The following is a 13,418-nucleotide window of genomic DNA, read 5'->3' as shown; positions in this document are numbered from 1 at the left end:
GCGGTTACTGCCGCACCGCCTCCGACACCGTCGGGATCCGGTGCTCGATGACCTTCGACGGCAGTTCCGTCCGGCTGGCGACGTTCAACTTCCGGTACACCCGCGTCAGATGCTGCTCGACCGTGCTGATCGTGACGTGGATCCGGCTGCTGATCTCACGGTTGGTGTACCCGAGGGCGGCGAGCGCCGCGACCCGGCACTCGGCGTCGCTGAGCGTCGCGGCGGCTCCGGCCCCGGCCGCCGTCGCCTCGGTGGGCTCCGCCCGTTCCAGCCGGTTGCCCACCGGCGACTCGATGCGGCACACCTCGGCCTCCTGGGCGGCCTGGCGGGCCAGGAGCCGGGCCCGCGCGTACTCGCCCAGTTCGTAGTGGGCCGCGGACAGGTCGGCGTAGGCGAGCGCGAGTTCCAGCCGGTCGCCGCAGATCTGGAGGAGGTCGATCGCCTCGCGCAGCAGCGCCGTGCGGTGCCGCAGCTGGCTCGCGCCGGCCAGCACGCGCAGCGTGATCGCACGCGTCCGCGAACCGATGCCGCCGCGCACCTTGAGCTGCTTCTGCGCCCACTCCTTGGCCACCCGGGCCTTGCCTATCCGCAGGTTCGCGCGGGCGAGGTCGGTGCGCCAGGGGATCAGCTCCTGGAGGTCGGGGTTGCGGTCGCGCATCAGCTGACCGCAGGTCTCGAAGTCGTTGAGCGCCGCGAAGGCCCGGCCGGTGGCGAGGTAGTGGTGGCCGCGGGCGCGCAGATACTGCACGCCGAAGCCCGTCTGGAACATCCTGTCCGGCACCTTGCGCGCGAGCAGTCCGGCGGCGGCCTCGTGGCGGCCCATGGCGGTGTACGCGGACAGCGCCGTCGCCAGCGGCAGTCCGGCCAGCACGCCCCACCCCTGCGGGTGCAGCAGCGCGAGCGCCTCGGTGGCCTTCGCCGCCGCAGTCTCCACGTCCCCCTGCAACAGGGCGATCTCGGCCCGTACCGCGCCGAGGACCGCCTGCCAGGTCGTGGCCCCCCGCCGCCCGGCCTCCGCCAGCATCGCCTCGCACGCCTCGGCGGCGGTCGCCGCCCGGTCGGCGTGCGCGATGAGGAGCAGGGAGATCGTGCTGAGTTCGAGCCGCAGGTCGCTGGGCCCGTGGGTCTGCAGCGCCTCGACGGCGCGCGCGACGGACTCGTCGGTGACGACCCCTCCGGCCAGCATGGCCACCTTCGCCCAGAGGCCGGCCGCGCGGTCCGTGGCGGCGGGTTCGAGGGCGGCCACCCTGGCGAGGTCCACACGCTGCCCGGCCGGGCGCGGCACACCGTAGAACCAGTTCCTGACGAAGTCGATCTCGGCCAGGGCGTGGGTGTCGGCCACGGTCCGGGAGCCGGTGTACGCGGCCGCCGTCTCCGCCGCGAGCTCGGTGTCGCCCTGCCACAGCATGTGGCGCAGCACGGTGGCGGTCTCCTCGACCGCGAGGGTGCCGGTCCTCGCCGCGTCGTAGAGGGGCACGAGGTGCGGCCCCGCGGCGGCGGGGTTGACCCGCCAGACGGCGCGGGCCAGCGTGACGGACAGGGCTTCGCGTTCCCGCTGGTCCTCGCAGACCCGCAGGGCGAGACCGAGACAGGCGGTCGCCTGCTCGATGTCGTCCTCGGCCAGCTCCTGTTCGGCGGCCAGCCGCAGGACGGACGGCCCCCAGGACTCGGTGACCTCGCCGGCGGCCAGCAGGTGCCCGGCGACGTCGGCCGGCGGCGCGCCCTCCAGATAGAGCAGCCGCGCGGTGGCGCCGTGCAGCCGTGCGCTGTCGGCGGGCCCGAGGTCGCCGAGGACGGCGGCCGCCGCCGCGGGGTGGCGGAAGCGGTAGCCGTCGAGCAGGCCCATCGAGCCCAGCCCCTCGGCCACGTGCCGCACCGCGTCGGGCGGGACCTCGGCCAGCAGCGCGGTGGTCCGGGCGGAGGCCAGGTCGCCGAGGGCGGCCAGCACCCCCGCGATCCGCAGGTGGCCGGGCTCGGCGCGGTGGAGGAAGGCGAGCACCGCCTGCCGGTAGCCGCCGCTCGCGACGGGTGCGCCGGGCTCGGCGCCCAGGCGCGTGGTGTCGTCGAGGAGCGCGTGCACCAGGGCGGGGTTCCCCGCGGTCATCCGGTGGTACGCGGCGCCGGCGCCGTCCGGCAGCGGGCCAGGCGACCGGGCGGCGAGGATGAGCGCGACGCCCTGCTCGGAGAGCGGCGCGAGCCGCACCCGGCGGTGCGGGCGGCGCAGCAGGTCGGTGTGGACCAGCGGGTGCGCGAGCCCGGACTGTTCCCAGCCCGCGCAGACCACCAGGATCCGCCGGGTGCGGATCCGCCGCAGCAGCCCGAGCAGGGTCTGGAGCGACTCGCCGTCCATGTAGTGGCAGTCGTCGACGGCGACGACCACCGGCCGCTCGTCCGCCAGGTCCAGCACGGCCTGACCCGCGTCCTGGACGGCGCGGGCGATGCGCGTCGCCCTGTCCTGACCGGGTGCGGCAGAGGCCGCGCCGTCGGTGGTGCGGCAGCGGGTGACATGGTCGAGCGCCTCCGGGGCCGCCACCTCACCGCTGTGCAGCAAGTGGCCCACGGTGCTCATGGGGCGCAGTCGCTCGGTGAGCGAGGCGGTGGCCGCGAGCAGCAGGGCACCGGCCCCGACGGCTCTGTTGGCGAACTCGTGCAATAACTCGGTCTTGCCCGAGCCGGGCCCCCCACTGATGATCACGAGCTGTCCCGTACCGCCGACACAGTCGGCGAACGCCTCGCTCAAGGCTTCCAGTTCTTCATGCCGGTCGAACAAACGCATAATCGCCCCCGCGGTCAGCATTCCGAGAACCCCCCTCCACCGAGCGGCCGCGCCGGACGCGCACCCCGGGCCGGTGGTGGAGAGAGGTGTCGATCCAGGCAGTCCAGCGCACGGCACACCCGAAAACCCCTAGAACTTGGGTGAATGTTGCTTCCCCGGGGGTGTGGTGCGCTCGATGGACCTCGTCAATCCAGGACATCAGCGAAATATGAATACGGAACCTACGTAATGTTTCGAACCGGTGTCAAACACCGGCTCGACCCCCGAAGTTCCCTTCGAGGCCACTGTATTGAGGGGTCGTCGGCCGACGCCGGCAACGCCACGCCGGACGTTTCGGCCACCTCGGCCCCTGCCCGGCTCCGCCGCCGCACCCCCTGCCCGTGCTGGGGGGTATAGGGGTTGGCCGGGCCGTCCGGCGCTCCATAGCCTCCGAATGGCGGGGGGCGCGGACCGAGGAGCCCGGGAGCCCCGCGTCTTCCGAAGGCTTCTTTCGATTTCGATCGGACGGCTGCGCTGGTGAACAACGAGGACCGACTGCTCGACTACCTCAGGCGGACAACGTCGGATCTGCGCGAGACGCGACGGAGGCTGCGCGAGGCCGAGCACCGTGCGCACGAACCCGTCGCGATCGTGGGCATGGCGTGCCGCTACCCCGGCGGCGTCACCACCCCCCAGGAGCTCTGGGAACTGGTGGCGGCCGGCACCGACGCGGTGTCGGACTTCCCCGCCGACCGCGGCTGGGACGTCGAGGCGCTCTACGACCCCGACCCGGACCGCCCCGGCCGGACCTACGCCCGCACCGGCGGCTTCCTGCACGACGCGGCCGACTTCGACCACGACTTCTTCGGCATCGGCCCCCGCGAGGCCCTGGCGATGGACCCCCAGCAGCGGCTGCTGCTGGAGATCTCCCACGAGGCGTTCGAGGACGCGGGCGTCGTGCCCGCGACGCTGCGCGGCAGCCGCACCGGTGTCTTCGCCGGGGTGATGTACAACGACTACGCCACCAGGCTCCACTCCGTGCCCGACGGCCTCGACGGCTATCTGGCCAACGGCAGCGCGGCCAGCATCGCCTCGGGCCGGGTGGCCTACACCTTCGGCCTCGAAGGCCCCGCGGTCACCGTCGACACCGCCTGCTCGTCCTCGCTGGTCGCCCTGCACTGGGCGGTCAAGGCGCTCCAGGCCGGTGAGTGCACCCTGGCGCTGGCCGGCGGTGTCACCGTGATGTCGACCCCCGAGACGTTCGTCGACTTCAGCCGCCAGCGCGGACTGTCCCCCGACGGCCGCTGCAAGGCGTTCGCCGCGGGCGCGGACGGCACGGGCTGGGGCGAGGGCGCGGGGATGCTGCTTCTGGAGCGGCTCTCCGACGCCGAGCGCAACGGCCACCGCGTGCTGGCCGTCGTCAAGGGCAGCGCCGTCAACTCCGACGGTGCCAGCAGCCGGCTGACAGCCCCCAACGGTCCGTCCCAGCAGCGGGTGATCCGCCAGGCCCTGGCGTCCGCCGGGCTCTCCCCGGCGGACGTCGACGCGGTCGAGGCGCACGGCACCGGCACCACGCTCGGCGACCCGATCGAGGCGCAGGCCCTGCTGGCGACGTACGGTCAGGACCGCCCGGCGGAGCGGCCGTTGTGGCTGGGCTCGGTGAAGTCCAACCTCGGGCACACCCAGGCCGCCGCCGGTGTCGCCGGGGTGATCAAGATGGTCATGGCCATGCGCCACGGCGAGGTGCCGAGGACCCTGCACGTGGACGAGCCCTCCACGCAGGTCGACTGGGACGCGGGCGCGGTGGAACTGCTCACCGGCCACCGCCCCTGGCCGGAGACCGAGCGGCCCCGGCGGTCGGCCGTCTCGTCGTTCGGCATCAGCGGCACCAACGCCCACGTGGTCCTCGAACAGGCCCCGGCGGACGAGGGATGCGAGTCCTCGCCCGAGCCCGAGCAGGCGACCGCGCTCACCGCCGTCCCCTGGATCCTCTCGGCGCGCACGCCCGAAGCCCTCGCCGAACAGGGCCGCCGCCTGCGGTCCTGGGTCGCCGCCCGGCCGGACACGGACCCCCTCGACATCGGCTTCTCGCTGGCCGCCACCCGCTCCTCCTGGGAGCACCGCGCGGTGCTCGTCGGCGCGGACACCGAGGAGCTGCTCTCCGGCCTCGCCTCGGCCGGCGGCGGCACCGGAACAGGCGGGAAGCTCGCCTTCCTCTTCACCGGCCAGGGATCCCAGCGCCTGGGCATGGGCCGCGAGCTGTACCGCGCGTTCCCCGCCTTCGCCACCGCCTTCGACGCGGTGTGCGCGCTGATGGACCCGGAGCTGGACGTTCCGCTGACCCGGGTCATCGAGTCCGACGCGGAGCGGCTGAACCGCACGGACTACGCCCAGGCCGCGATCTTCGCCGTCGAGGTGGCGCTGTTCCGGCTGCTGGAATCGCTGGGCGTGCGCCCGGACTTCCTCGTCGGGCACTCCGTCGGCGAGCTCGCGGCCGCCCACGTCTCCGGCGTGCTGTCGCTGGAGAGCGCGGTCACCCTCGTCCTGGCGCGTGGCGGCCTCATGCGGCGGCTGCCAGCGGGCGGCGCGATGGCGGCGCTGCGGGCGACCGAGGCCGAGGTGGCACCTCTGCTGTCCGACGGGGTCGGCCTCGCCGCCGTCAACGGACCGCGGTCGGTGGTGATCTCCGGCGACGGGGACGCGGTGGCGGAGCTCGCCGCCCGCTTCGACAAGAGCCGCCGGCTGACCGTCTCGCACGCCTTCCACTCGCCGCTGATGGAGCCCATGCTGGCGGACTTCGGCCAGGTGGCGAAGGAAGTGACCTACGGGACGCCCGGCATACCCATCGTCTCGACGCTCACCGGCACCCTTGCCACGGCCGAGGAACTCACCTCGCCGGACTACTGGGTGGACCACGTCCGCAAGACCGTACGGTTCGGCTCCGCGATGAGCGCCCTGGACGGCCTGGGCGTACGGACCTTCGTGGAGCTCGGCCCCGACGCCGTGCTCACCGCGATGGCGCCGGAGAGCGTGGGCGGCGAACCGGTGGCGGCCCCGACGATGCGCCGCGACTGCGCGGAGGAGCGCGAACTCCTCGGCTGCCTCGGCACGTTGTACGTCAGCGGGGTGAGCGTCGACTGGGCCGCGCTGTTCGCCGGCAGCGGCGCCCGCCGGGTCGACCTGCCCACGTACCCCTTCCAGCGCACCCGCTTCTGGCTGGACTCCGCCGGGAACAGCGGCGACGCCAGCGGCCTCGGACAGCTGACGGCCGATCACCCCCTGCTGGGCGCGGTCACGGAGCTGCCCGACTCCGGCGGGATTCTCCTCACCGGCCGGCTGTCACGGTCCGCACAGCCCTGGCTCGCCCACCACGCCGTGCACGGCACCGTCCTGCTGCCCGGCACCGCCCTCGTCGAACTCGCCGTCCAGGCAGGGGACAGGGCCGGCTGCGACCTCGTGGAGGAACTGACCCTCCAGGCGCCGCTGACCCTGCCCGAAGAGGGCGCCGTCGCGGTGCAGGTGGCCGTCGGCGCCGAGGACGCGGGCCGCCGTCCGCTCACCGTGTGGTCCCGGCCCGCGGACACCCCCGACGCGCCGTGGACCCGCAACGCGACCGGCACACTGGCGAAGGGCGCCGACGCGCCGCCTGCCGGCCTGACCGCGTGGCCGCCCGAGGGCGCCGAGGAGATCGGCCTCGACGAGCTCTACCCCCGGCTGGCCGCCGCGGGCTACGGCTACGGCGAGGTCTTCCAGGGCCTGCGCGCGGTGTGGCGGCGCGGCGACGACCTCTTCGCCGAGGCCGCCCTGCCGGAGGGCGCCCGCGCCACGGCCGGGGCGTTCGGTGTCCACCCCGCGCTGCTCGACGCCGCCCTGCACGCCAACCTCCTCGACCTCGGCCCCGGCCAGGCGGTGCTCCCGTTCAGCTGGAGCGGCGTCACCCTGCACGCCGCGGGCGCGGCCGAACTGCGGATCCGCATCGCCAAGGCCGGCGCGGACGCCGTGTCACTGGAGATCGCCGACGCCACCGGCGCGCCCGTCGCCTCCGTACGGGCCCTCGTCGCCCGACCGGTCGCGGCCGGGCAGCTGTCCGGCGGGCCGGGGGATTCGCTCTTCCGCGTCGAACTCGCGCCGGTCCCGGCACCGTCCGGCCCGGCGCCGGGCCTCGCGGTCTGGGGCGAGGACGACCTCGGCCTGGGCGCGCCCGCCCACACCGGCCTCGACGCGCTCGCCGGCCCGGCACCCGCCGTGGTCGTCCTGCCGGTGCCGCCCGCGGACGGCGGGGCCGACGTGCCCGCAGCCGTACGGCAGACGGTCGGCCGCACGCTGACCGCCCTGCGGACCTGGCTCGACGACGGCCGGTTCGAGCGGTCACGGCTGGCCGTGGTGACCCGGGCCGGCGATCTCACGCACGCCCCGCTGGCCGGACTGGTGCGCGCCGCCACCGCCGAGAACCCCGGCCGCTTCCTGCTCGTCGACACCGACGGCACGGACGGTCTGGCCGCCGCACTGGCCTGCGACGAGCCCGAAGTGGCCGTGCGCGACGGTGCGTTGCTGGCACCCCGGCTCGCCCGCGGGAAGCCCGGCGGCCCGCCGCGCTGGGAGCCCGGCACCACCGTGCTCGTCACCGGCGGCACCGGCGGCCTCGGCGGCCTGATAGCCCGCCACCTCGTCGCCGCCCACGGCGTGACGCGCCTGCTGCTGACCAGCCGCAGCGGCGAGGAAGCCCCGGGCGCGCCCGAACTCCGCGCCGATCTTCAGGCGTCGGGCGCCGAGGTGACCGTGGCCCGCTGCGACGCGGCCGACCGCGACCGGCTCGCCGCCCTCCTCGACCGGCACGACGTCCGCGCCGTCGTGCACTGCGCCGGTGTGGTCGACAACGGCACGCTCGCCGCCCTGACCCCGGACCGCGTGGAGCGGGTGCTGCGGCCCAAGGTCGACGCGGCCTGGCACCTCCACGAACTCACCCGGGACCGCGACCTCACCGCCTTCGTCCTCTTCTCCTCCACCGCCGGCCTGCTGGTCGGCGGCGGCCAGGCCAACTACGCCGCCGCCAACACCTTCCTGGACGCGCTGGCCGCCCACCGCCGGGCGGCCGGGCTGCCCGCGGTGTCGATGGCCTGGGGCCTGTGGGACCACACCGGCGGACTCTCCGACCGGATGGAGGCGGCCGACCTCGAACGCCTGCACCGCGCCGGCCTGCCGCCGCTGTCCACCGAGGCGGCCCTGGAGCTCTTCGACGCGGCGCTGGACACCGAGGACGCGCTCGTCGTCCCGGCCCGGCTCGACACCGCCGCCGTACGGGTCAGGGCCGACGGCGTCCCCGCGCTGCTGCGCGGCCTGGTCCGCGGCGCGCCCCGGCGGGCCGCCGCGGCGACGGGCGGCACCGCGGACGCGACGCCCTGGCGGGAGCGGCTGGCCCCGCTGCCGGACGCCGACCGGGACCGGCTGCTGCTGGAGCTGGTGCTGACCCATGTGGCCGCCGTGCTCGGGCACGCCTCCGCGGAGTCGGTGGCGGCCGGACGTGCCTTCCAGGAAATGGGCTTCGACTCCCTGGCCGCCGTGGAACTGCGCAACCTGCTGGCCGCGGCCACCGGTCTCGCGCTGCCCGCCACGCTGGCCTTCGACCAGCCGACCCCGGCCGCCCTGGCCGCGTACCTCAAGGCCGGACTCGTCCCCGGGCCCGCCGACCAGGCCCGGTCGGTGGTCGCCGAGGTCGACCGGCTGGAGGCCGCGCTGACCGCGCTGCCCGACGAGGACGGTTCGCACGCCCGGATCACGGCACGGCTGGAGGCCCTCCTGCGGACCTGGCAGGACACCCACGGCGCGACCGGCGCCACCGGGCCCGCCGAGGACATCGGCGGCGCCAGCGACGAAGAGCTTTTCGCGAGGATCGACAACGAACTGGGAGTCCAGTGATGGAACAGCCGGGCACCGCCGACAAGCTCCGCGACTACCTCAAGCGGACGACGGCCGAGCTGGAGCGGACCCGCCGCCGCGTGCGCGAGCTGGAGGACCGCGAGCGGGAGCCGATCGCGATCATCGGGATGGGCTGCCGCTACCCCGGCGGCGTCCGCACACCCGAGGACCTCTGGCGGATCGTCGCCGACGGCGTCGACGTCGTCTCGGGCTTCCCCACCGACCGCGGCTGGGACATCGACGCGCTCTACGACCCCGAGATGGGCCGGCCGGGCAAGAGCTACGTCCGGCACGGCGGCTTCCTGCACGACGCCGCCGAGTCCGACCCCGCCTTCTTCGGCATCAGCCCCAAGGACGCGCCCGGCACCGACCCCCAGCAGCGCCTCCTCCTCGAAACCTCCTGGGAGGCATTCGAGCGCGCCGGCATCGACCCCGCGTCCGTGAAGGGCACCCCGACCGGCGTCTTCGTCGGCCTGATGCATCACGACTACGTGGGCGGCACCATCTCCGGCAGCATCGTCTCCGGACGCATCGCCTACACCCTCGGCCTCGAAGGCCCCGCCGTCACCATGGACACCGCCTGCTCCTCCTCGCTGGTCGCCCTGCACATGGCCGTCCAGGCGCTGCGCAAGGGCGAGTGCTCGCTGGCCCTGGCCGGCGGCGCGGCGGTGATGGCGAGCCCGGAGATGTTCGTCGAGTTCAGCGAGCGCCGGGCCCTGTCGCCCGACGGCCGCTGCCGCTCCTTCTCCGAGGACGCCTCCGGCGCCGCCTGGGCCGAGGGCGCGGGCGTCCTGCTGGTCGAGCGGCTCTCCGACGCGCTCCGCAACGGCCACGAGGTGCTCGCCGTGGTCCGCGGCAGCGCGATCAACCAGGACGGCGCCTCCAACGGCATGACCGCGCCCAGCGGCCCCGCGCAGATCAGGGTCATCCAACAGGCCCTCGCAGACGCGCAGTTGGCCCCACAGCAGGTCGACGTCGTCGAGGCGCACGGCACCGGCACCACGCTCGGCGACCCCATCGAGGCCCAGGCGGTCATCGCCGCCTACGGCCAGGACCGGCCGGAGGGCCGGCCGATGTGGCTCGGCTCGATCAAGTCCAACATGGGCCACCCCCAGGCCGCCGCCGGTGTGGCCGCCATCATCAAGGTCGTCATGGCCATGCGCGCGGGGGTCCTGCCACCGACCCTGCACGCCGAGCGGCCCAGCACCGCCGTCGACTGGACCGCGGGCGACGTCCGGCTGCTGACCGAGGCGCGGGACTGGGACGCCGAGGGACGGCCGCGGCGCGCGGGCGTCTCCTCGTTCGGCATCAGCGGCACCAACGCCCACACCATCATCGAACAGGCCCCCGCCGCCGAGGAACCGGACGACCGGCCCCGCGGCACGCTGCCCGTCGTGCCCTGGGTGCTCTCCGCCCGCACGGCCGACGCGGTACGCGCCCAGGCGGCCCGGCTGCTCGACACCGCCGGCGAGCACGACCCGTACGACACCGGCTTCTCGCTCGCCACCACCCGCTCCCTGTTCACCCACCGGGCCGCCGTCACCGGGCGCGACCGCGACGAACTCCTCGGCGGGCTGCGCGCGATCGCCGAGGGCCATGAGGTGCCCGTGGCGGCGGCCGGGCCCGGGCGGCTCGCCGTCCTCTTCTCCGGCCAGGGCTCCCAGCGCCCCGGCATGGGCCGCGAACTGCACGCCGCCTTCCCCGAGTTCGCCCGCGCCTTCGACGAGGTGTGCGCCGCCTTCGACGGACACCTCGACCGGCCGCTGCGGGACGTCGTCCTCGACCCCGGCTCGGAGCTGCTGCATCAGACGCGGTTCACCCAGGCGGGCATCTTCGCCTTCGAGGTCGCGCTCTTCCGCCTGCTCGAGTCCTGGGGGATCCGGCCCGACCTCCTCGGCGGCCACTCGATCGGCGAGATCGTCGCCGCGCACGTCGCCGGGGTCCTCTCCCTGCCCGACGCCGTCACCCTCGTCGCCGCGCGCGGCCGCCTGATGCAGGAACTGCCCGAGGGCGGCGCCATGGTCGCGATCCGGGCCACCGAGGCCGAGGTCGCCCCGCTGCTCACCGAGGGCGCCGACCTCGCCGCCGTCAACGGACCGCGCGCCGTCGTCGTCTCCGGCGACGAGGAAGCGGTGCTGGCCGTCGCCGGGCGGTTCGAGAAGACCACCAGGCTGCGCGTCAGCCACGCCTTCCACTCGCACCGCATGGACCCCATGCTGGAGCCCTTCCGCGAGGTGGTCGAGTCGCTCACCTTCCACGAGCCGCGCCTGCCCGTCGTCTCCAACGTGACCGGCCGCCCGGCCGGGGAACTCACCTCGCCCGAATACTGGGTCCGGCACGTCCGCGAGGCCGTCCGGTTCGACGACGGCGTCCGCGCCCTCGCGGCCGAGGGCGCCACCCGCTTCCTGGAGGTCGGCCCCGACGCCGTGCTCACCGGCATGGCCCAGGACACCGCCGAGCAGGCCGTCGCGACCCAGCGCCGCGACCAGGACGAGGTCAAGGCGCTGATCGACGCCGTGTGCCGCCTGCACACCGGCGGCCTGAGCCCCGACTGGACCGCGCTCTTCCCCGGCGGCCGCAAGGTCGGTCTGCCCACCTACCCCTTCCGGCGCGACCGCCACTGGGAGAACGCCCCGTCGCTCACCGCGGACCGGCCCGTCGACGAGAACGCCGAGTTCTGGCAGCTCGTACGGGACCAGGACGTCCCCGCACTCGCCGCCACCCTCGGCCTGGACGACGCCGCCCCGGTCGCCGCCCTCGTGCCCGCCCTGGCCTCCTGGCACGGCGACCGGCAGGCCAACTCCACGGTGGACGGCTGGCGTTACCGCACCGGCTGGCGCATGCTGCCCCCGGCGCAGGTCCCGCCCGCCGCGGGCCGCTGGCTCGCAGTCGTCCCCGAGGACCGCGACGCGTGGGTGGACTCCTTGCTCACCGCGCTCGCCGGACACGGCCTCGCCCTCGACACCCTCGCCGTGCCCGCCGGCGCCCAGGACCGCACCGCGCTCGCCGCACTGCTCGCCGGGCGCACCGGCGTCGACGGCGTCCTCAACCTTCTGGCGCTCACCGCCCCGGTCACCACGACCGCCGCCCTCGTCCAGGCGCTCGCCGACACCCAGGGCACCGCCCGGCTGTGGAGCGTCACCCGGGAAGCGGTGGCCCACGAGCCCACCGAGACCCTCGCCGGCTTCCGCCAGGCGGCCGTCTGGGGACTCGGCCGGGTGGCCGCCCTGGAACACCCCGACCTGTGGGGCGGCCTCGTCGACCTCCCGGAGACACTGGAACCGCACCTCCTCGCGCGGCTCGCGACCCTGCTCACCGCGGCCGGCGACGAGGACCAGATCGTCGTCCGCGCCTCCGGGGCGTACGGCCGCCGCCTGGAGCACGCGCCCGCCCGGCCCGGCACCCCCTGGCAGCCCACCGGCACCGTGCTGGTCACCGGCGCCACCGGTGCCGTCGGCGCCGAGGTCGCCAAGTGGCTCGCCGCCGAGGGCGCCGGACACCTCCTGCTCACCAGCCGCCGCGGCGAACGCGCCCCGGGCGCCGACGACTTGATACGGGAGCTGGCCGCGACCGGCACCAAGGTGACGCTGGCGGCCTGCGACGTGGCCGACCGCGACAGCCTCGCCGCCCTGCTGGAGACGGTGCCCGCCGAACACCCGCTGACGGCCGTGCTGCACCTGGCCGGCGTCCTGGACGACGGCGTGCTCGACGCCCTCACCCCCGAGCGCTTCGACGGCGTGCTCGCCCCCAAGGCCGACGCCGCGTGGCACCTGCACGAGCTCACCCGCGACCTGGACCTGACGGCGTTCGTGCTGTTCTCCTCGCTCACCGCCACCGTCGGCGGCGCCGGCCAGGCCAACTACGCGGCCGCCAACGCCGCCCTCGACGGGCTCGCCGAACACCGTCGCGCCGCCGGCCTTCCCGCCACCTCGGTCGCCTGGGGCCCCTGGGGCGGCAAAGGCATGGCCGACAGCGACCACGTACGCGACGCGGGCCGCGGCCTCGGCATTTCCGCGCTGGACCCCGCCCGCGCCCTGACCGCGCTGCGCCGCGCCCTGGAGAGCGGCGAGACCACCCTGACCGTGGCCGACGTCGACTGGACCCGCTTCGTGCCCGCCTTCACCTCGGCCCGCCCCAGCGCGCTGCTGGCCGACCTGCCCGAGGTCCGGGACATCGCCCCGGCCGGTGGCCAGGCGCCCGTGCCCGACGACTTCGCCCAGCGGCTCGCCGCGCTGACCGGCGGCGAACGCGAGCGCGCGCTGGTGGACCTCGTCTGCGGCCAGGCCGCGCTGGTCCTCGGCTACGACGGCGCCGGCTCGGTCGAGCCGACGACGGCCTTCCGCGACCTCGGCTTCGACTCACTGACCTCCGTCGACCTGCGCAACCGGCTCACCACGGCCTCCGGGGTCACCCTGCCGGCCACGCTGATCTTCGACTACGCGACCCCCGCCGCGCTGGCCGCGCACCTCGACGGCGAACTGGGCGGCTCCGGCGCCTCCGCCGACTCCGTGCTCGCCGAGCTCGACCGGCTGGAGGCCAGGCTCCGCGAGCTCTCCGCCGAGGACATCGAGCAGGGCCGGATCACCGCGCGCCTGCAGACCGTACTGGGCGAACTGACCGCGACGCTGGCCGCGCACGACGGCCCGTCGGTCGCCGGACGGCTGGAGGACGCCTCCGCCGACGACGTCTTCGCGTTCATCGACAACGAGCTCGGCACCACGTGAGCGGAGCCGCTCACCCCGCCCCG

General features: G+C 75.2%; 3 protein-coding genes. 2 read left to right on the top strand and 1 reads right to left on the bottom strand.

The genetic code is table 11. The features are described from left to right. Positions 1 to 4: 4 nt before the first annotated feature. Positions 5 to 2,776, bottom strand: a complete 2,772-nt coding sequence (locus tag ACFY1P_RS06790) for an AAA family ATPase (protein ID WP_390749939.1) — start codon at positions 2,774 to 2,776, stop codon at positions 5 to 7. A gap of 516 nt (positions 2,777 to 3,292) precedes the next feature. Between ACFY1P_RS06790 and ACFY1P_RS06785 the strand changes: the two genes are divergently transcribed. Next, on the top strand, positions 3,293 to 8,671 hold the full coding sequence (locus ACFY1P_RS06785; protein ID WP_390749938.1) for an SDR family NAD(P)-dependent oxidoreductase: 5,379 nt from the start codon (positions 3,293 to 3,295) through the stop codon (positions 8,669 to 8,671). Beyond that, complete coding sequence (locus tag ACFY1P_RS06780) at positions 8,671 to 13,395, top strand: type I polyketide synthase (protein WP_390749937.1); 4,725 nt, start codon at positions 8,671 to 8,673, stop codon at positions 13,393 to 13,395. The genes ACFY1P_RS06785 and ACFY1P_RS06780 overlap by 1 nt, the downstream gene beginning before the upstream one ends. Positions 13,396 to 13,418 lie beyond the last annotated feature (23 nt).

Source organism: Streptomyces sp. NPDC001407 (assembly GCF_042895325.1).
Taxonomy (GTDB): Bacteria; Actinomycetota; Actinomycetes; order Streptomycetales; family Streptomycetaceae; genus Streptomyces.
Note: the sequence above shows the minus strand (reverse complement) of the source record. Positions and strands in the feature narration are given on the sequence as shown.